At 34.2% G+C, this 21,074-nt stretch carries 15 protein-coding genes; 6 read left to right on the forward strand and 9 right to left on the reverse strand.

The window, feature by feature from the left end; translation table 11 throughout:
* Position 1: 1 nt before the first annotated feature.
* Entirely contained in the window at positions 2-1,822 is a 1,821-nt protein-coding gene (locus DKK79_RS02130; protein ID WP_110422644.1) for a DUF3413 domain-containing protein, read from the forward strand.
* Between the two features lie 31 nt (positions 1,823-1,853).
* On the opposite strand, the gene sppA is transcribed toward DKK79_RS02130, so the two are convergent.
* From sppA to pcnB, 6 genes are all read right to left on the reverse strand, one after another.
* Positions 1,854-3,671, reverse strand: a complete 1,818-nt coding sequence (gene sppA / locus DKK79_RS02135) for a signal peptide peptidase SppA (RefSeq protein WP_110422645.1) — start codon at positions 3,669-3,671, stop codon at positions 1,854-1,856.
* A gap of 32 nt (positions 3,672-3,703) precedes the next feature.
* Positions 3,704-4,522: a bis(5'-nucleosyl)-tetraphosphatase (symmetrical) ApaH gene (gene apaH, locus DKK79_RS02140; protein WP_110422646.1), complete on the reverse strand. Its 819-nt coding sequence runs from the start codon at positions 4,520-4,522 to the stop codon at positions 3,704-3,706.
* 4 nt (positions 4,523-4,526) lie between these two features.
* Positions 4,527-5,324 carry a 16S rRNA (adenine(1518)-N(6)/adenine(1519)-N(6))-dimethyltransferase RsmA gene (gene rsmA / locus DKK79_RS02145; RefSeq protein WP_110422647.1) on the reverse strand — a complete coding sequence of 266 codons (798 nt, stop codon included), beginning with the start codon at positions 5,322-5,324 and terminating at the stop codon, positions 4,527-4,529.
* The gene (surA, locus tag DKK79_RS02150) at positions 5,317-6,630 is read right to left on the reverse strand and encodes a peptidylprolyl isomerase SurA (RefSeq protein WP_110422648.1); all 1,314 of its coding nucleotides are present in this window, start codon (positions 6,628-6,630) and stop codon (positions 5,317-5,319) included. Before surA ends, rsmA begins: the two co-directional genes overlap by 8 nt.
* A 62-nt stretch (positions 6,631-6,692) precedes the next feature.
* Positions 6,693-9,074 carry an LPS assembly protein LptD gene (gene lptD, locus DKK79_RS02155; RefSeq protein ID WP_110422649.1) on the reverse strand — a complete coding sequence of 794 codons (2,382 nt, stop codon included), beginning with the start codon at positions 9,072-9,074 and terminating at the stop codon, positions 6,693-6,695.
* A gap of 73 nt (positions 9,075-9,147) precedes the next feature.
* On the reverse strand, positions 9,148-10,449 hold the full coding sequence (pcnB, locus tag DKK79_RS02160) for a polynucleotide adenylyltransferase PcnB (protein WP_110422650.1): 1,302 nt from the start codon (positions 10,447-10,449) through the stop codon (positions 9,148-9,150).
* Positions 10,450-10,869: 420 nt separating this feature from the next.
* On the opposite strand from pcnB, the gene oxyR reads away from it, so the two are divergent.
* From oxyR to DKK79_RS02175, 3 genes are all read left to right on the forward strand, one after another.
* Complete coding sequence (gene oxyR, locus DKK79_RS02165; protein ID WP_110422651.1) at positions 10,870-11,799, forward strand: DNA-binding transcriptional regulator OxyR; 930 nt, start codon at positions 10,870-10,872, stop codon at positions 11,797-11,799.
* A gap of 30 nt (positions 11,800-11,829) precedes the next feature.
* On the forward strand, positions 11,830-12,474 hold the full coding sequence (gene fabR, locus DKK79_RS02170) for an HTH-type transcriptional repressor FabR (protein ID WP_110422652.1): 645 nt from the start codon (positions 11,830-11,832) through the stop codon (positions 12,472-12,474).
* 160 nt (positions 12,475-12,634) lie between these two features.
* Positions 12,635-13,669 (forward strand): alpha/beta hydrolase family protein, encoded by a 1,035-nt coding sequence (locus tag DKK79_RS02175; RefSeq protein ID WP_110422653.1) that lies wholly within the window; start codon positions 12,635-12,637, stop codon positions 13,667-13,669.
* 70 nt (positions 13,670-13,739) lie between these two features.
* Here the strand turns inward: DKK79_RS02175 and pntB are convergent, their stop codons facing one another.
* The gene (gene pntB / locus DKK79_RS02180) at positions 13,740-15,128 is read right to left on the reverse strand and encodes a Re/Si-specific NAD(P)(+) transhydrogenase subunit beta (RefSeq protein WP_110422654.1); all 1,389 of its coding nucleotides are present in this window, start codon (positions 15,126-15,128) and stop codon (positions 13,740-13,742) included.
* Between the two features lie 15 nt (positions 15,129-15,143).
* Positions 15,144-16,676 carry a Re/Si-specific NAD(P)(+) transhydrogenase subunit alpha gene (pntA, locus tag DKK79_RS02185; RefSeq protein WP_110422655.1) on the reverse strand — a complete coding sequence of 511 codons (1,533 nt, stop codon included), beginning with the start codon at positions 16,674-16,676 and terminating at the stop codon, positions 15,144-15,146.
* A 575-nt stretch (positions 16,677-17,251) separates the two neighbouring features.
* On the opposite strand from pntA, the gene uriT reads away from it, so the two are divergent.
* Positions 17,252-18,643 (forward strand): uridine transporter UriT, encoded by a 1,392-nt coding sequence (uriT, locus tag DKK79_RS02190; RefSeq protein ID WP_110422656.1) that lies wholly within the window; start codon positions 17,252-17,254, stop codon positions 18,641-18,643.
* 47 nt (positions 18,644-18,690) lie between these two features.
* Here uriT and DKK79_RS02195 read toward each other — a convergent pair whose 3' ends face one another.
* Positions 18,691-19,416: a DUF4198 domain-containing protein gene (locus DKK79_RS02195; RefSeq protein WP_110422657.1), complete on the reverse strand. Its 726-nt coding sequence runs from the start codon at positions 19,414-19,416 to the stop codon at positions 18,691-18,693.
* A gap of 297 nt (positions 19,417-19,713) precedes the next feature.
* Here DKK79_RS02195 and mukF point away from each other — a divergent pair, with 297 nt between their 5' ends.
* A complete protein-coding gene (gene mukF / locus DKK79_RS02200; protein WP_110422658.1) occupies positions 19,714-21,036 on the forward strand; it encodes a chromosome partition protein MukF in 1,323 nt (440 codons plus the stop codon).
* Positions 21,037-21,074: the final 38 nt, after the last annotated feature.

Raw genomic sequence — 21,074 nt, forward strand, 5'->3', positions numbered from 1 at the left:
TATGAAAAAACTTTATTCATTTGTGTTAGTAAATATTTTTATTTCATCTATTATTGCTATCCGATATTTTTGGGTACCTGGTGCATCATTTAGTTGGGATGGGGGATTTTTCTCGCTATTTGCTGTATTAGGACATTTTTTCTCGTTTTATTTATTACTTTTTATTTTATGTATTCCTCTCATTTGCATGAAGAGAGTTTTAAGTAATAGCTGCCTAGCAATTATATTTAGTTTATTACAAATTGCATTGTACATTGACACTATTGTCTTCCAACAATATCGATTTCATATTAATGAGTCGGTACTCTCAATGGTTTTTTCTGGGCAAGTTGTCGATTTTTCAACTATCACTTATGTTTTAATGTTTATATTAATATTGGTATCTTTCGGGATAGAATATTTAATTATTTATCTGTTAGATAAAAAATGTAACCAACACAATGATCGATCTAAAACATTAGTCATTTCGACACTATTTCTTCTAAGTTGTTTTTTTATTAGTCATTTGGTCCATATGGTGGCATTCTATTATGGTTATTCTCCCATTATGATTGTTAAAGAATACATTCCATTATATCGTCCCTTTACCTCAAAAAAAATAATGGGATTTTTTGATAAATCCGGTCAACATAAAACATTCCTAGAAAAGGATAACCTACACGCCACTATCCATTACCCTAAAAATGAGCTTTTAGTTAATCCTAGTAATAAAACAACACCAAATATCATGTTTATTGTTTTGGATTCTTGGAGGTATGATACTTTTAGTCAACAAATTTCTCCTAATACCTACAATTTTGTACAACAGAATAATGGAATAATTTTCAATAATCATTATTCAACAGGCAATGCAACTCGAACTGGTATTTTTGGACTTTTTTATGGTATTCCCGGCACGTATTGGGATGCTTTTTTAAGAAACCGGATCCCATCGTTATTTATAACCACTTTGCAAAAAGAAAATTATAATATTGGTATATTTACTTCAGCCAAAGTTACCGCCCCTGAATTTGATCGTACGGCGTTTTTGACTATCAAGGATTTAAGAATTAGCAGTAGAGATGGTAAGGCGTCGAGTCGAGATAAACAGTTAACGGAGGATTGGCTAAATTGGTATAAAACAAGAGATCAATCTAAACCGAGTTTTTCATTCTTATTTTTTGATGCTCCACATGCTTATGATTTTCCTAAAGACTTTGACATAAAATTCCAACCAGTCGGTGAACTTAATTACATGACATTAAATAACGATACCGATCCTGAACCAATTTTTAATCGCTATAAACAAAGTGTCTATTATGATGATTTTTTACTGCAAAAAGTCTATGATGAACTCAAACAGTCTGGTTCATTAGAAAATACCTTGATTATTATCACTGGTGACCATTCACAAGAAATGAATGACAATAAACTAGGTTTTTGGGGGCATAATGGTAACTATACTGATGCACAAACTAAAGTTCCTTTTATTATTGTTGGGGCAAAAGATCTTCAACACATGAGCGATAATATAAATAAATTTACTAGCCATGAAGATGTAGTACCAACAATAATGCGGCATTATTTACATGTTGAAAATGATATTAGTGATTACTCGACAGGTTATGATTTGTTTAGCCCGATATTAGATCGAGATTGGTTATTAATGTCGAATTATAGTTCTTATGCTGTTCGAACCAAAGATAACATCTATTTTGTTAATCGTCTTGGTATTAGCCATTATTATGATTGTCATAATAATCAAGTAGATGAGAAACCTAATTATAAAACTATTCAAATGGCTATGGATAATATGCGTTATTTTTTCCAGACAAAAAAATAAAAAAAATCCACCTTTGTGGTGGACTTTTTTATTATCTAATATCGGCACAATTTAAACAGTATATATAACGGTTTTGTGCATCTTTGAATTTATCCCATACTGAGATTTGTTGCTTAATTTGTTTTACTTCTGGGATCTGTTCAAAAAATACCTCAGCTGTTGATTTTGGCATCATTGCAATCATATCTGAATAAAGCGCGTTGAACCAACTTCCTTCCGGTTTTTGCCAATCTATTTGGTAATCGGTAATATTGGCTAATGTTGCAGCCATGTCAATAGCATCATCAAAATCACCTAATTTATCCACTAAGCCATTTTTACTCGCTTCGGAGCCTAACCAAACTTGGCCTTGAGCTATTTGATCGACTTGTTCCATCGTCATCTTACGGTTTTTTGCTACTAAAGAAATAAAAGTACTGTAACCATTATCAATATTCATTTGAACAAATTGTTCCATTTCAGCAGATAAACTTTGCGTTAGGCTACTACTTGCCAATGGAGATGTTGAAACGCCATCATTATAAACCCCAATATGTGAAAGTGAATTCTCAAATGTTGGTATAATGCCAAAAATACCAATTGAACCCGTAATCGTATTTGGGCTAGCAACGATATAATCAGAAGCGGTTGATATCCAGTATCCGCCTGAAGCAGCCATTCCCCCCATAGAAACAACGATAGGGATCTGGTATCGATGTAAAGTCTCTAATTCACTGCGAATTGCTTCGGAAGCATCAACGCTTCCACCCGGGCTATTTACTCTAAGTACCACCGCTTGTATTTTATTTTTATTTAATTTTTTGCGAATATTTCTTAGTTGATTAACAATATCTTGGCTGCCGGCTATATTACTATTATTGGCACCATCAGTAATAGTACCATTTACGAAAACAACAGCAATTTTAGGTTCTTTAATTGATTCTTCGGCTTTTTCCTTAAGCTGGTAATTGTATATGCTGACTTTATTTTTTATTTTAACTTCTAGTTCAAAATCAAATTCAGAAGTTATCGCATCAATTAATCCACTTGCTAAAGCATATTGAGCCATATTGCCGTTTACCGATTTTAGTTCGGATAACATTTTATCGGTTGGAGGGACTAATTGTGTCTCTGCCTTTTTTCGTTCTGCGGAAATGTCATTAAGGTAGTTATTCCACATTAAATTCAACCATCGAGAAGCGTTACCTCTCGCTTCTTCTGACATATTATCTCGGATGAATGGTTCAATAGCTGACTTGTAAGTTCCGACACGGAAAACGTGGGTGTTAATCTTTAAATTATCTAATAATGTTTTGTAGTATAAATTATTTGCTGATAATCCAAATACATTAACAGCACCTAATGGGGTAAGATAAATTTTATTGGCATAACTAGCCAAATAATATTGGCTTTGGTTGAAATTGGAACCAATAGCGTAAATAGGTTTATTTGCTGCTTTGAATTTATCTAAATATTTACCAATATATTGTAAAGTGCTCATATCTGCACTAACAAAATTGTCTAGTTTTAGCACCATGTTGTTAATATTTGGATCAGATGTTGCTTGTGATATCTTCTGCACTAAATCGAATAAGCTATTTTCACGAGATAGATTTATTCTTTTACCATATATTTTATTTTGTAATTCGTACATCTCATCACTATAAAGTGAATTATCGACAACCACCCCTTCAAGGTCCATAACTAATGTGCCATATTGAGGAGTAATGTCCTGTTTTTGTGATTCTTTAATTAATGCAATACCACTAAAAATCAATAGGATAATAATTAAAAAAACAAGATTAAGAAAAATTTCTCTGATTAAGTTGATAACTTTCCAAATTGATTTGATAACAGATAGTGCAGACATAATAAAATAACCCTTAAATTGTTTTTTTATTTTTAACTTTTAGTTTCCATATTTTTCTTTTTGAAGTATTTTTTATCTTCAAAACGCAAGCAGGTCAATTTTCCACCCCAACAACATCCTGTATCGAGTGCATAAATATTTTCGGGTGTACCTTTGCCATTTAACGCAGCCCAGTGGCCAAAAGCAATACTATATTCTGCAGGAATTTTACTTGGTAATGTAAACCAAGGCTTTAGTTTTGAAGGTGCTTCATCTGGTTGATTTTTACAGTAAAAATCAAGGCGTCCATCTTCGTAACAATAACGCATTCGTGTTAATGCATTGGCAATATAGCGTAATCGGTCTAATCCTTGTAACTCTGCTGACCACTCATCAGGAAAATTGCCATACATTTTGTCGAGAAAAAGGGGATATGAGTCACTGCTTAACACTACTTGCAGATCAAGAGCACACTTTTTTAATGTATCAAGATCCCATTGTGGTGAAATTCCAGCATGAGTCATAATTAGTTTTAATTTTTCATCTATCTGAATTAATGGTTGTTTGCGTAACCAATTCATTAACTCATCAAAATCCTTGGCATGGATGAGTTGGTCAAGATTATCCTTCTTTTTTGATTGCGTAACATTGGCATAAATCGATAGTAAATGTAAGTCGTGATTACCTAAAACTAATCTAATTTGCTGACTGTTGCGTTTCACAAATCTAATAACTTCAAGTGATTTGGGGCCTCTAGCAACTAAATCGCCAGTTAACCATAAGGTATCTGATGACGAAAAACCTGCTTTTTCAAGTAATCGCATTAACTCATCATAACAACCATGAATATCACCAATTATTAGGTTTGCCATAAGGTTATTTCCAAGTGTTTGCTAAAAAACAATATTGTTCTACCGTCAAATTTTCGGCGCGTAAATTTGGATCAATACCGAGTTCATCTATTTGCTCAGCCGTGAATAAATTACCTAAGCTATTACGAATGGTTTTACGTCTCTGATTAAATGCTTCGGTAGTAATACGTGAAAGGATTTTAATATCATTAACTAAATATGGTTTTTGTTTGTAAGGTATTAGTTTAACTACAGCTGAATCAACCTTAGGTGCAGGTTTAAAAGAAGTAGGTGGTACTTCTAAAACAGGAATAATTTGACAGTAATATTGCGCCATGACACTTAAGCGGCCGTAATCTTTACTATTAGGTGCAGCAACTAAACGAGTAACTACTTCTTTTTGTAACATAAAATGCATATCAGTTATGATTGAAGCATATTCAAATAAATGAAACATCAATGGTGTTGAAATATTATAAGGTAAATTACCAAACACTCTTAATGGCTGACCTATTCTATCGGACAACTGATTAAAATCGAAACTTAGAGCATCTTGTTCAATCACACTGATTTTATTTTGTAAGAAAGGATTTTCAACTAATCGACTAGCTAAATCCCTATCAATTTCAATAACAGTAAGATGATCGACTAATTTACTTACAGGTACTGTCAATGCAGCAAGCCCTGGACCTATTTCAACTAAGGCTTCACCTTGTTTGGGTTGTATGGCGGCTACAATACTTTCAATAATATAATTATCATGGAGAAAGTTTTGACCAAATCGCTTACGAGCAAAATGCCCTTGATGAACACGATTATTCATTATTGTTTTCACCTGTAATTTTGATATATGCATCACCTTTTAACTCTTGAACCCAAACTTGTGCTTCTTCAGCGAATTTACGATTGAAAATGAGTCGATAAGCTTGATCTTTTTTCGCTAAGTTAGTACCGTCGGTTTGCCTTGAATCAATTAGTTGGATTAAATGCCAACCGTAAGATGATTTTATAGGTTGACTGATTTCACCTTTTTTCAATTTTATTAATGCAATTCTGAATCTATCATCATAAATTTCAGGTCTATTCCAACCTAGATTACCGCCACTATCTTTTGATCCTGTATCCTCAGAATTAGCTTTAGCCGCCGCAGTAAACGTCGTTGTGCCACTGATGATGGCTTTACGAAGATCTGTAAGCTTTTGTTTAGCTATTTGATCAGTTACTAATACATTAGTTTTAATTAAAATATGACGTGCATTAACTTCTTGAAGTGTGATTTTTTGTGGTGCTTCAGCACGAGTATCGTCAACTTTTAATATATGCAGCCCAATACCTGAACGGATTGGTCCAATAACGCTTCCTTTTGGTGCGCGGATAAGTCGCTCTTCAAAAATTGTCGGTAACTCATTGATTTTTTTCCACCCCATAGCACCACCTTTTAAGGCGAGGTCATCATTAGAAAATGAGGCCGCCAATTTAGCAAAGTTTTCCCCTTTTTTGGCTCGATTAATGATATCTATTGCTTTGTTGGTAGCGTTGTCAATCTGTTGTTTCGAAGCCGTTTCTGGAATAGCAATTAAGATATGGCTAATTTTGACATCTATATTTTTTGTTGGTTGGCTTGCCATTGTTTTAGATAAATTTTCAACTTCTCTATCTGAAATTTGGATTCTGTTTCTAACTTCATGCAAACGCGCTTGTTCAATTAGCATGTCGTTATGAATTCGATCCCGATATGTACTATAACTCATTCCCATTGTTGATAATCGGCTTCTTAGTTCATCTATTGTCATACCATTTTCATCAGCAATGTTTTCGATTGCTGCTGTAACTTGATCTTCGCTAATGGTAATTTTCGCTTTAGCAGCTCTTTGTAAAATAAGTTTTTCGACAATTAGACGATCAATGATTTGCTGTCTTAGTATTTTATCATTGGGTAAAGAACTCGGATCGGTACTGGCTTTAATGGTTTTTAGCATGTCACTGACATCACTTTCTAAAATGACATTATTATTAACAACAGCAGCAACTTGTTCTACCACTTTCGGTGCCGCATTTGCTGAAAGAGGTGTTAAAAGCATTAAATTAACACTCAAGTTTAATGCAATAAAAAGTTTTAATAATTTCATATTTAATCAACTCATCATGTTGTTGCGATTTTGAATTTATATTAATAAATTTATTAGTATGTTTATTCAAATGTTGTTGTATAAGGTAATTTGCCAAAGTTTAACATCTTGGCTTTTGTATCACGATTATTTCCTAATCCTCTAATTTCAAACATAATTGAAAGTTTATTTTTATATTTACTTATTTGTGCCATATTATCCCAATCAATCAATTTACGGCCATATTGTACAGTTACGCCCCAACAACAATCACTGTAATTTATGCCAATAAAACTATCAGAAATTTGCTTTTGTTTCATATCATAATAATAAGAGCCTACAGCGCTAAATTTTTCAGATAGTGGCCAACTAGCCATAATTCCAGCTTGAGACAGATCTTGTTTATAACCTTTATATGCTGAGTACTTATATCTATCGTCTACCGTATCAATATAATCACGATTAGCATAACGATAAGATAATTGAATTAATTTATCACTCGATGGTCGAAATTCAAACGTCGTATTGGCCAGTGAGATATTATCGATACGTGTATCGTATTGAAGTCCACTTCGGAAAATAATATCATCACTAATTCGCCAGAAATTGTCAGTCGCCCAAGTGACGCTACCAGTATCAGAATTTTTATCTAAATCATTATTATGATCACCCGTTTTCGATTTAGTGAAGTAAGTTATTTGTCCTATAGACATATTAAATTTTTCAATTTTATTATTGTCATAAAAACGTGTCGTGACACCACTCACAAGTTTATTGGTCGATGCAATACGGTCTAATCCACTATAAGTCTGATCTCTAAATAAACCAGTATAATCAGCCTGTAAAAGCGTTGAATCATAACTTCTAATATTTGATTGATTGCGATAAGGAATATAAGTATATTTCACTCTTGGTTCAAGTGTTTGGCTATAACCATCAATTAGATCGACATCTCTTTCAAAAATAACTTTACCATCAATATTAAATTTAGGTATAAAACGATTTACATTACGGTCTAATTTAATTCTTTGGTTTTCGTGCTCCATATTATATTTGAATATGTTTTTCTGGTTGTAATGGGTTGCCATAAACCCAGTTTCAGCAGATAAATTTGCCCAAGAATTAGTCGCAGTATAATTAATTGTTGGTTCAATATGGGCTCGCCAAGCTTCAGGTTCATTATCTGTGGAATTAATAAAATGCGACAATTGAGAAAAAGTCTTAAATTTTAATGGTCCTAGCTCATAATTATAGTAATTGATATCTAATTGTGGCTGAGTCTGGTAAAGAATATCATAATGGAATGGCTGAAAGTGTTTGTAACCTAAAGCGATATCCCAATTTTCATCGTTATAAGCAACTTTATAATGCTGGGTTAAATATCCAGCTGTTTGAGAAGCATATCTTGAATTGAGATCGGTTAAATATTGATTGTCACTCACTCGGGTAACATCTGCTATGAAACGCCAATTATAGTTAATTAACTCATCGTTTTTCCAATAGAATAACCATCGATTACGATTATTATCATATTTATTACCGTTGGTTTCTTTTTTCCTATCTTCACTATATTGACTATCATGCTGTAACCAGTCAAAAGAAAAAGTCCCTAGCCCAAGTTGATTTAGGTAGCGAAATTCTGTTTGTAGTTGTACCCCACGATGTTGTAAGACTCTTGGTGTTATTGTTGCATCATAATTTGGGGCGATATTCCAATAATAAGGTAATGAAAAATCTATACCATCGACGCTATCGTAGCCAAAGTTAGGAATTAATAACCCTGAACGTCTTTTATTGCCAGTTGGCATTTGTAAATAAGGCGAATAGAGAACAGGAACTTTTTCTATTCTAAATACCGCATTCCAAATTTCTAATAATTGTTCTTCATTGTCGTGAATAATTGTTGACCCTTTGATATTCCAAGCACTATCACCTATTGGACAGGAAGTATAACTACCATTTTTAAGAATTACATAGCGATTCTTTTCAAGTTTAACTTCATCAGCGTTGCCGCGTCCAAGCTTATTAACTAAATGGTATTCACTCGGATTCATACTGGAATCATAATTATTGAGATTTATTAATGCATGGTCACCTTTTGCCTGTATCAGATTATCTTGATAAGTAATATTGCCATCTAATATCGCCATTCGATTATTTGCATCATTAGAATCAATCGTAACTTTATCCGATAGAACAGAGCGATTACCTTGTGTAACATTAACATGACCCGTATAAGTCGCTAGATTGGTATGAACTGTCTCAAATTCATCAGCTTCAGTGTTAATTGGTAATAGATCTATATTTTCACGAACGATTGGTCGATCAAATCTTGGTACATCAATAAGACACTGCGGATTGGTAGTGTCATTTTGTGATAAGCCTATTGCGTAACTTTGGTTGCTATAATTGTATAAGGAAAATGTAACAGCTATAGCAATGCGAGAAAGCGGTAATTTTTTCATTAATGATCAGAGTTTAATTATGATTATTTTATTTCAACATTATAGCGGTTATTTATAAAAGTGCGAATGAAAATTAACGTTTAGTAAATCGCTTATTAGTTTTACCAAGTTGTTTTATCATGGCAATTTTCCTTTCAGTCGATACATGTTGAAATTCATCCCACCATTTAGCTAAATCTAAAAGTTCACCTTTTTCAACTGAAGCGCGCATTTCTAATAAATCATAAGCAGCGCGGAATTTTTGGTGTTCTAAAATTACAAATGCACGTTTCCCTTCACGTTTTTTCATTCGTAATTGTAGGCGCCAAATATCACTCATTATTGCAGTCAAACGTTTTGGTATAGCAATAATACGGCATTGCTCACATAAGATATCATTAATTGCCATTGAAAAAGAGTCATAATATTGCAGACCGCTTTCCACACAGTTTAATTGCGTCTGTTCTATAATTGGATACCAAAAAAATACAGCATATAAATAAGCAGGATTGACACGTTGTTCATTGGCTATTCGGTAATCAGTATTTTTTAATACTTGAGCAATTATTTTTTCCACATTTCCATTATGATTTTGTATAAATAAACGTTCAACTACAGGAAACAATTGCTCAAATAAGTTAAACTGTTTTAATAAAATATAGGTATCATAACCATACCCTGATTGCAATAATTTTAACGATTCATCAAAGAGACGTGCAGAAGGGATGTTTTTTAACAATGGCGCAAGTTTTTTTATTGGTTCAGCAGTAGCAGGCTCAATGTTCATATTAAGTTTTGCGGCAAAACGGATTGTTCTTAACATCCGGACTGGATCTTCGCGATACCTTGTCTCTGGATCGCCTATTAATCGAATAATACCATTTTGCAAATCACTTAAGCCACCACAATAATCACGAATAGTATAATCTTTAACATTATAATAAAGTGCATTCATCGTGAAATCACGACGAACAGCATCTTGTTCTATTGTCCCATAGACATTGTCACGCAATAACATCCCCGATTGTGAACGTTTTGAGATATTTTTTTGTTCACTTTGATCATCATGCTCTCCTCTAAAGGTAGCAACCTCGATTATCTCCTTACCAAACATAATATGCGCTAAACGAAAACGTCGACCAATTAAGCGACAATTACGGAAAATCTTTTGAACCTGTTCAGGCGTCGCATTGGTCGCAATATCGAAATCCTTAGGTGTTTTGCCTAAAAGAAGATCACGAATACAACCACCAACTAAGTAGGCTTCATAACCTTGTTTATTTAATCGATATAGTACTTTTAACGCATTTTCGCTTATATTTTTGTGAGAAATATTATGCTCTTTACGTGAGATGGAAATATAGTGCGACTCTTGTCGTTCTTGGTGATGGAACATTTTACGATAAAAGCGAGAAACTTGTTTAAAAATAGCGCACCTCTATTGAATATGGTTATATAAAAATATGGTTATATAGTAATCTAGCGCGCGATTATATCCTAGTTTACTTCAATTTTCCATTTTTCTTAGAAAGGCTATAGCATGTAGAATGGTGTGTTTTACATCGCAATCATTAAATATTCTGTTTGATTTTTTGAACATAATTATCAACAATAGTACTTTATATAGTACAATTAGCTAGATTAATTTAGAAAAATAAAACGATAAGATTTTAATGAATATATTTTTAAATTTTATTTTGAATGACTCATTAGTTTGATTGCACTTATTTATAAATAAACTTTAATAAAATAGTTGATATCTCTATTTTTTTATTTCGCAAATATAACCTTTAACTGATAACTTATTGGGGACTCTATGAATATTCGTGATTTGGAATATTTTGTATCATTAGCTGAATTTCGGCACTTTCGTAAAGCAGCTGATGCTTGTAATGTTAGTCAACCAACATTAAGTGGTCAAATCAGAAAACTTGAAGATGAATTAGGCGTAATGTTACTTGAACGCACTAGTCGTAAAGTATTGTTTACCCAAACAGGTATGATGCTTGTTGAGCAAGCCAAAGAAATTTTACGTAATATCCAAATATTAAAGGAGATGGCCAGCCGTCAAGGTGAAGAGATGTCCGGTCCTATGCATATTGGCTTAATCCCAACTATTGCACCTTACTTGCTACCACATGTCATTACCGTGTTACATGAATCTTTTCCACAACTGGAACTTTATCTACATGAAGCGCAAACCGCTAATATTGTTGCTCAACTTGAAAGTGGTAAATTGGATTGTGCCATTATCGCTCAAGTAAAAGAAACCGCACAATTTATTGAACTGCCATTATTTAATGAACCAATGTTTTTAGCGGTACCGGCAAATGATGAACTAGCCAGTAAACCAACGGTTAAACTTTCCAGTTTAAAAGGTCAAAAATTTTTAATGTTGGAAGACGGTCATTGTTTGCGTGAACATGCGATGGGGTATTGTTTTCAAGTAGGAATTGACGAAGATAAACAATTTAAAGCAACAAGTTTAGAAACATTGCGAAGTATGATATCAGCAGGACGTGGAATTACCTTATTTCCTGAATTAGCCGCTCCAAATGAACGTACTCGAGATAATATCTGTTATATTCCGTGTACTGATCCGGTTCCAACACGAAGTATAGCCCTAATTTATCGACCTGGTTCGCCTTTACGCGCGCGTTATGAAACTATTGCGAAAACCATTCGTGATCATATGCCAAAAGTATTTGCCGAAAAAGAACGATTATTAGGACAAACGAATAAATAATTTAATTTTTTTAAAGTGCTGAATTAAAAAATGAAAAATGTTAAAACCTGTGGAGTTAGAGCACAGCAAAAAGAGAGAACTCGTCGAAGTTTAATTGATGCTGCGTTTAATCAGCTTAATGCGGAACAAGGTTTTGCAAGTTTAAGTCTGCGTGAGGTTGCTCGTGAAGCAGGCATCGCGGCCACTTCCTTTTATCGACATTTTCGTGATATGGATGAGTTAGGTTTAGCGATGGTTGATGAAAGTGGCTTAACACTCCGGCAATTACTACGCCAAGCCAGAAAGCGTATTGAAAAAGGTGGGAGTGTTCTTCGAACATCAGTAACGACATTCATTGAATTTATTGATAAAAATCCTAAAGTGTTCTTGCTATTGCTTAGAGAAAAAGCAGGAACATCTTCAGCATTCCGATCGGCTATTGCACGAGAAATTCAGCACTTTATTGTGGAGTTGGTCGATTATTTAGATAATGCTAATCAAATGCCACATCATTATAATGAAGCACAAGCGGAAGCCATGGTTACTATTGCTTTTAATGCCGGGGCAGAAGCTATTGATTTTGATATTATTCAACGGCAAAAATTAATTGAAGATCTTATTTTTCAACTTAGAATGGTTTCCCGAGGGGCTTATTACCTTTATCATAAAGAACAAGTAAAACTTGAAAAAAAATGATTTTTTCAAGTTGTTAATTTATTGCCGAATTTTAATTTAGAATTTAACTATAATAATTATTATAAATAAAGTTTATCACTTCACTTTATCATGGCTTTAAGCTATTTCTTATTATAATATTTCAAATTACTATAAAAAGAACCTTATTAAGTTGGATGTCATGGCTAAATTCCTTTTAGGATTAACGAACTTATTTATTATTCTATTTTTTCCTTTTATTTGTTCTGCATCAGAATATATTGGTTTTAAGCGAATTCACTATGATATCCAAGATGGCAGACCGCTTGATATAGCTGTTTGGTATCCTACTAACAATAACCATGGCGCTGTTACTATAGCTGAAAATGCTATTTTTTATGGTCATGAGGTTACTCCTGATGCTGAACCGAAAATCAGTACGACTAAATATCCATTAGCTTTGCTTTCACATGGTTATGGTGGAAGTTGGCAAAATCTAAGTTGGCTTGCTAATGAACTTGCTTTAAAAGGTTATATTGTTGCTGCTCCAAATCATCCAGGAACATCCATATTTGATCGTAATATTGAACAATCATCTAAACTATGGTTACGTACACAAGATTTAAGTAAAACAATTGATGCTTTAATTGGCAATCAAACATTTTCAAATATTGTTAATTTTAATCAGATTGCCGCTATAGGGCATTCTCTTGGTGGTTGGTCTGTAATTGCGCTTTCTGGCGCTAGATTTTCGACTAATTTATTTAATCAGGATTGTAAGATACATTCTTATTTGAAAGGTTGTCATTTGCTATCAGAACTTGGTTTAGCAAATTCAGAGCTAAATAAAAGTATGTTAGACCCAAGAATAAAAGCTTTCATATCTTTAGATACCGGTATGACAAGAGGATTTACAATTGAAAGCTTGCAAGAAATTAAAATACCTTCTCTTATTATTGGTGCGGGCGTTGATTTAGATGATACAAATGCTCAACTTGAATCGGGCTACCTTCAACAATTTTTAGCAAAGTCATCTGCCACTTATATTACTATTCCGGATGCAATGCATTTTAGTTTTATTCAAATGTGTAAAACTAATGCAATAGAGATATTAAACCAAGAAAAACAAGGTGAAGGAATTATTTGTAAAGATGGAGCAATTCGTCAGAGAAGTGAAATACACAGTGAAATTACTTATCTTGTAATTAACTTTTTGTCAGATACATTATTCAAATAATAAAAATTAATGCTCAAAAAAACTGCGACAAAAGTCGCAGTTCATTTAGCATGTTTATAATAATCAACTATTATAAATTTTGTAATACTTTTTCAACACTATCTTTAGCATCACCAAATAGCATATAGCTATTTTCTTTAAAGAATAGTGGATTTTGCACGCCAGCATAGCCAGTATTCATTGAACGTTTAGAAATAATGACTGTTTTGGCTTTCCATACTTCTAAAACAGGCATACCTGCGATAGGGCTATTGGGATCTTCTTCTGCTGCTGGGTTAACAGTATCGTTAGCACCAATTACCCAAACAACATCGGTATCCGGGAAGTCATCATTAATTTCATCCATCTCTAATACAATATCGTAAGGAACTTTGGCTTCGGCTAATAATACATTCATATGACCAGGTAAACGTCCTGCGACCGGGTGAATACCAAAACGGACTTCAATACCCATACCACGAAGTTTTTCAGTAATATTGCTTACTGCACCTTGTGCTTGAGCTACAGCCATACCATAACCTGGTACAATAATCACTGAGCGAGCTTCTTTTAAGGTTTGAGCAACTTCCGCTGGTTGCATTTCACGGTATTCACCTTGTTCTTCTTCTGATGAACTCGCTGCGCTACCATCGCTTCCAAATCCACCAGCGATAACACTGATAAATGAACGATTCATTGCTTTACACATAATATAAGAGAGGATTGCACCAGAAGAACCCACTAACGCACCAGTTACAATAAGAAGATCATTTTGTAACATAAAGCCTGCAGCTGCTGCCGCCCAACCAGAATAGGAATTAAGCATTGAGATAACAACAGGCATATCCGCACCACCAATTGATGCTACAAGGTGGAAACCAAACACTAGAGCAATAATTGTCATGATAAGTAAACTAATTAAGGCACCAGCGCCAGTTTCTACCTTGATAAATGTAAACATCAAGATAACTGATACAACTATTGCTGCTAGATTTAGATAGTGTTTATTTGGGAGAGATAATGGTTTTGAACTAATTTTACCATTTAACTTTCCAAAGGCTACAATTGATCCTGAGAAAGTAACTGCACCGATAAATACACCTACAAAAATTTCAACTAAATGAATTGTTACTTCATTCGGTGGAACCGCGTGTGGATCTAAAAAGCTGTTTATTCCAACAAGAACGGCTGCCATACCTACAAAGCTATGTAATAAAGCAACCAATTCCGGCATTTGTGTCATTTCAACATTTTTTGCTAGATACAAACCAATAGCAGCACCGATAATCATTGCAATAATGATCCAGTGTAAGCCACCATTTATGCTGGCAATTGCTGCGATAAGAGCTATTGCCATACCAATCATGCCATAAATGTTCCCAGATTTGGCTGATTCTTGATTTGATAGTCCTCGCAAACTAAAGATAAACAGAAGTGCAGCAATTACGTAAGCTGCTTGAATGATTCCTTGATTAAGCATTATCAATAATCTCCTTTACTTGCCACGTTGGAACATTTTTAGCATTCTTTGAGTAACAAAGAATCCACCAAAAATATTGATACTAGCAATTAAAATAGCAACAAAGGCAATTGCCGTAGTTAAGCCATTATCATCACCAACTTGTAGTATTGCACCAACTAATATAATACCAGATATCGCATTGGTAACTGACATTAGTGGTGTATGTAAAGAATGGGTAACATTCCATACCACGTAATAACCAACTACACATGATAATGCAAATACGGTGAAGTGTCCTAAGAAGCTTTCAGGTACTGAATTTGCTAGCCAGAAGTAAGCAATAATCAATAAAGCTAAAATGCCATATTTTTTGGCTGGTTGCATTGGCTTAGGTTCAGGTTTAGCAATAGGCTCAGCTGCTTTTTTCTGAGGTTGTGCAGAAACTTGAATTGGAGGCGCAGGCCATGTTATTTCTTTATCTTTAACTACAGTTACACCACGAATCACAACATCTTCAAAATTGATGTCGATGTTTCCATCTTTTTCTTTGGCAAGTAATTTTAATAAATTAACAATGTTAGTTCCGTATAATTGTGATGCTTGAGCTGGCATACGGTTGGCTAAATCTGTGTAACCAACAATTTTAACATTATTATCTGTTTCAAATACTTCACCAGGTTTGGTTAATTCGCAGTTACCACCTGTTAAGGCTGCTAAATCAACAATAACACTACCTGGTTTCATTGATTCAACCATCTCTTTAGAGATAAGTTTTGGTGCAGGTTTACCTGGGATTAATGCCGTAGTGATAATGATATCAACATCTTTGGCTTGTTCTGCAAATAATGCCATTTCAGCTTCAATAAACGCAGCAGACATTTGTTTAGCATAACCATCACCAGAACCAGCTTCTTCTTCAAAATCTAATTCTAAGAAGTCAGCACCCATACTATTAATTTGTTCGGCAACTTCTGGGCGAGTATCAAAAGCACGAACAATCGCACCTAAGCTAACTGCCGCACCAATCGCCGCTAGACCAGCAACGCCAGCACCAATTACCAATACTTTTGCTGGTGGTACTTTACCAGCTGCGGTTACTTGTCCAGTAAAGAATCGACCAAATTGGTTAGCCGCTTCAATAACAGAGCGATAACCAGCAATGTTAGACATTGAGCTTAAAGCATCGAGTGATTGAGCTCGTGAAATACGAGGCACACAATCCATAGCCATTACAGTGATATTTTTAGTGGCAAGCTTTTCCAAAAGCTCTTTATGTTGAGCTGGATAAATATAACTAATGATTGATGATCCCTCTTTCATTAAAGCGATTTCATCATCAGAAGGTGCATGAAATTTTAATATAAGATCATTTTGCCAAATATCTTTGGTTTTTTGAATTGTGGCTCCAGCATCAATAAAAGCTTGGTCTTCAAAATGAGCAGCATGTCCAGCACCTTGTTCTACTGAAACTGTAAATCCAAGTTTTAACAGTTGACCAACTGTTTGAGGTGTTGCTGCAACCCTAGCTTCATTGGCTAACCGTTCTTTTGGTATACCGATATGCATTGCGTTACATCCTTATGTTAAGAAAGATTATTCATGGAATCGATTTTAGCACAAATTACCGTCAGTGCGAGTAGGTAATTTATTTTTTATTATCGAAATCTTAATATTAAATTTAATAATAAGTGGATTTTAAATCTGAAAATTGAAATTAGAATATTTCTTTTGTAATCAGTGTGAATAGTTTGTGTTAAAAGTGAACTATCTTAATAATCGTTAAGAACTCATCTGTTTGCCAAAAATGGGGTTTCTTCTATTTATAGCTAAATGTTAATTAGATTTGAACCCATTCAACTCGCGTGTAATTTATTGAACTAAATTTTCGTTTGTTAACCAGTATGTTAACAATCTTAACTTCAGTTTTAATTAATACCGCATAGTCATAATTAAAAAGTTAGCATCACTAATCTAGTAAAGTATATCAACATATCAATAAGTTGAGGTTGGTTTGCGTATAACGAATTGAAAATATTATTTTTTAAATATATCAATTGGATATGTAGCAAAGCATCTTATTTGTATTTAGCTATTACTAGAGTTCAAATGTAGATCAATAAAAATATTTAATGAGGTAAAATATGGCAGATTTAAGCCAGAAAAAAAATAAAATCTTGGCTTTAATGGTCGCTTTACTAGCAGCATGTGTTGCTTTCCAACTCAATGCCAGTATGTTAAGCCCTGTATTAGTAACTATAGCAAAAGAGTTAGGAACTAATGATGCAGCTGTTGGGTTATCACAAACCGCTTTTTTTACAGCAGCTGCACTATTTTCGCTATTTTTACCTCGATTGAGTGATATAAAAGGACGAAAAAAAGTATTAACCGGCATGTTACTTATAATGACTTTAGGTACTGTGTTAGCTGCTATGGCGCCTAATATAGAAGTTTTATATGTCGCGCGCATTATTCAAGGGGTATCGGGACCCGTAGTACCATTATGTTTATTAATGTTAAGTTTTGAAGTAAAAGATGTTAAACAATATGGTATGTTAATGGGAATAATAACAGCAGTAAATGGTGGTATTGCTGGTGTTGATGCGATAGCTGGCGGTCTACTTGCTACTCATTTCGGGTTTCGTTCTGTATTTTGGGTTATAGCTATAGTTGCCGCAATTTCCACTTTCTTTGTTCATCGTTTTGCCTCCGAATCTAAACCATCGGCAGGCACCAAAATGGATTGGTTAGGTGTCTTACTCATTGTTCTAACCATAGCAGCGTTATTACTTGCACTTAACGAAGCGGGTAAACTAAGTAATGCAAATTGGTTGATTGTTATAGGGTTAACACTGTTTGCTATTATATGTTTTATACTATTTTGGCAGGTTGAAAAAACAAATAAACAACCTTTAGTTACGACCCACCATTTGAAAAAACGTGCTACATGGGCTTTGTTATTAACAACAACTTTAACCATGACAGGTATTTTCGCTATTGTTAATGGTTTAGTTATGTCAATTGCACAAAATCATGAAATTGGCTTTGGACTAGAAGCAGATTGGGCCTCATTAATTTTTCTCACACCTTATGCTTTAATCGGTTGGTTTGTGGGACCATTTTCAGGAAGATTGGCACCAACCATAGGGTATAACCAAGTGCTCAAATTTGGTTTAGTCGGCTGTATTATTGGTATTTTGATTATTATGTTTTATGGCATTCACTTTTTACCTATTTTATCGCTAGGCGTTATTCTACTCGGTATTTTTTATGCAGGCATGGCCAATATCATTTTAAATGGATTAGGCGTTGTTTTATCACCTAAAGAGAATCCTGGATTCTTACCGGGCATGAATGCTGGGGCGTTTAATTTAGGTGCCGGATTGAGTTTTGCTCTATTGCCAGCAATTCAAATGCTAAATGGTAACTCAGTTGATGGTTACTTCAATGGCATATTCTTGGGATTAGTCATTACGGTGTTAGCTTTAGTTACTAGCTTTCTAATACCGCGTCCGCTCAATGCTGAAGTTCAGTAAGAGAATTTATAAAAAACGGGACTATTATCCCGTTTTTTATTGCTAACTTAATCTTCTTCAGGAATTAGTGTAAAAACTAGAGTGGTAAAAAACTTATCTTGTGTCGCTAATTGATTATCTTTAAGCGGAAAACCAATTTCAACACCAATAACATTTAGACCTTGATTTGGCACTATAATAGTAGCTTGGCCTTTATCATCGGTTTTCACTGTTTTATCTAAGTTATTAACCACATCAACAATAACCGCAGTGTTGGTCAACGGTTTTCCATCTTTATACACAGTAATTGGTAATCTATCACCACGTTTCAATTTTGTTGGATCAACAGAAGGCACAATTTGCAGCGGAATATCTTGTATCATTTTAGGTTGCTTAACGGATGATAAATAGTTAACACTATATTTTATGGCGTGCGTGCCATTATTAGCCCCTTTAACTTCATTCATCGGTAAATTGACATATTTACCTTCTGAATTCTTAGTCCAATAACCATAATCGAAATCGACTGTTACAACCGCAGTTTCATTCGCTGCTTCGATAGTTACAAAGTTATTATTTGCTTTTTTAGAAACAGGCAGTACTGACCAATCACCATTATAAGCTTTAACTTGTTTTACGCTTTCAGGATGATAACCATTGTCTAATGGCCCTTCACCTAAAACAATTTGTTTTTGATCGACTCGATTAGCTATCCATATACCATGTGCTGTTACGGATTGTGACATTAAACCAATTAAAGTCCCCGATAAAACGAATAACAATACTTTACGCATAGATACCTCTATTCTTTCAAATGAAAATGATAATCATTATTGTTTTTATACATATAGAAGTCAATGTAAATATAAAGCTAATTGGATAATAATTAGTCCGTTTTTATCATAGTAATAGCCGTATTTGTGAAAATTGAATTTTGATTATCACATCTAATAATAAATCCTAAAGTTAGCTATTTTTAACTAATGCGATTTGTTATATAATCGAAATAATTTTGTCCACAACACAATATATTGTGTTTCTCATATTATTTAAGATGTCGTTATGCTAAACATCTTTATTAAGGAATCACTATGATCGATTTTTCCCAATCAGTGCCAGAACTGGTCTCTTGGGCAAAAAAGAATGATTTTTCAATTGCTTTACCAGTTGAGCGATTGGCCTTTTTATTAGCGATAGCTGTATTAAACGGTGAACGTTTTGATGGCGAAATGACTGAATCTGAATTAATCGATGGTTTTAGATTTGTCTCACAAATCTTTGAGCAAAGCGAAGATACTATTGCTGTTCGTGCTAACAATGCTATTAATGATTTAGTGCGTCAGCGCTTGATAACTCGCTTTGCTAGCGAAATGACGGATGGTTATTCTATTTATCGACTGACACCTCTGGGAATCGGTATTTCTGATTACTATATTCGTCAACGAGAATTTTCAACCTTACGCTTATCAATCCAGCTTTCTATTGTCGCTCAAGAGTTAAAACGAGCAGCAGATGCAGCACTTGAAGGTGGTGATGATTTGCATTGGCATCGTAATGTTTTTGCCCCCTTAAAATATTCAGTTGCTGAAATCTTTGACAGTATCGATATCACACAACGAGTGATGGATGAGCAACAAACTGAAGTAAAACAGAATATCTCAGCGTTATTAAGCCAAGATTGGCAAGCTGCCATAAGTAGTTGTGAAGGCTTACTTACTGAAACATCGCAAACGTTGCGTGAATTACAAGACACATTGGCAGCCGCGGGTGATAAATTACAAGAAAGTCTGCTTTTGATACAAGATGCCACATTAGATAATCCTGATCTGGATAAAATTAACAATATAGTACTAGATCTGCAAGGAAAGCTAGATCGGATTATTGGCTGGGGACAAAAAGCAATCGATCTATGGATAGGTTATGATAGGCATATTCATAAATTTATCCGTACCGCAATTGACTTAGATAAGAATCGCGTTTTCTCGCAACGTTTACGCAAATCGATTCAAGGCTATTTTGACTCTCCATGGGCACTGACTTTTGCAAACGCTGAACGTTTGCTTGATATGCGTGATGAGGAATTAGCACTGCATGAAGCAGAAGTGACGGGTGAATTACCATCTGAGCTTGAATTTGAAATGATTCAAGAAATTCAAGAACATATCATTGCACACATTGAACAAAATTTATCAGTCTTCAAACAGGAAAACAAACCACTTGATATGAGTATTGCTATTCATAGTTATTTAGCTCAATTCCCACAAGAACAACATTTTGATATTGCTAGATTGTTTATTGATCAGGCTATTCGATTAGGTGTTGCCGAAAGTGATTTACTTGGTATTCCTGCCGAATGGAAACCTATTAACGATTATGGAGCTAAGGTACAAGCACATGTCATCAACAGATACTAAAGATTTAGAAATGGAACAAACCGCTCATCATCTTGATG

It is taken from the genome of Gilliamella apicola, from assembly GCF_003202915.1.
GTDB classification, from domain to species: domain Bacteria; phylum Pseudomonadota; class Gammaproteobacteria; order Enterobacterales; family Orbaceae; genus Gilliamella; species Gilliamella apicola_Q.

Bases quoted from the DNA above. Each gene is read 5' to 3' on its own strand.
- pntB (WP_110422654.1), bottom strand. From the start codon at position 15,128: ATGCTTAATCAAGGAATCATTCAAGCAGCTTACGTAATTGCTGCACTT.
- DKK79_RS02195 (WP_110422657.1), bottom strand. From the start codon at position 19,416: ATGCGTAAAGTATTGTTATTCGTTTTATCGGGGACTTTAATTGGTTTA.
- DKK79_RS02130 (WP_110422644.1), top strand. From the start codon at position 2: ATGAAAAAACTTTATTCATTTGTGTTAGTAAATATTTTTATTTCATCT.
- fabR (WP_110422652.1), top strand. From the start codon at position 11,830: ATGAAAAATGTTAAAACCTGTGGAGTTAGAGCACAGCAAAAAGAGAGA.
- lptD (WP_110422649.1), bottom strand. From the start codon at position 9,074: ATGAAAAAATTACCGCTTTCTCGCATTGCTATAGCTGTTACATTTTCC.
- surA (WP_110422648.1), bottom strand. From the start codon at position 6,630: ATGAAATTATTAAAACTTTTTATTGCATTAAACTTGAGTGTTAATTTA.
- apaH (WP_110422646.1), bottom strand. From the start codon at position 4,522: ATGGCAAACCTAATAATTGGTGATATTCATGGTTGTTATGATGAGTTA.
- uriT (WP_110422656.1), top strand. From the start codon at position 17,252: ATGGCAGATTTAAGCCAGAAAAAAAATAAAATCTTGGCTTTAATGGTC.
- rsmA (WP_110422647.1), bottom strand. From the start codon at position 5,324: ATGAATAATCGTGTTCATCAAGGGCATTTTGCTCGTAAGCGATTTGGT.
- mukF (WP_110422658.1), top strand. From the start codon at position 19,714: ATGATCGATTTTTCCCAATCAGTGCCAGAACTGGTCTCTTGGGCAAAA.
- pcnB (WP_110422650.1), bottom strand. From the start codon at position 10,449: ATGTTCCATCACCAAGAACGACAAGAGTCGCACTATATTTCCATCTCA.
- sppA (WP_110422645.1), bottom strand. From the start codon at position 3,671: ATGTCTGCACTATCTGTTATCAAATCAATTTGGAAAGTTATCAACTTA.
- DKK79_RS02175 (WP_110422653.1), top strand. From the start codon at position 12,635: ATGGCTAAATTCCTTTTAGGATTAACGAACTTATTTATTATTCTATTT.
- pntA (WP_110422655.1), bottom strand. From the start codon at position 16,676: ATGCATATCGGTATACCAAAAGAACGGTTAGCCAATGAAGCTAGGGTT.
- oxyR (WP_110422651.1), top strand. From the start codon at position 10,870: ATGAATATTCGTGATTTGGAATATTTTGTATCATTAGCTGAATTTCGG.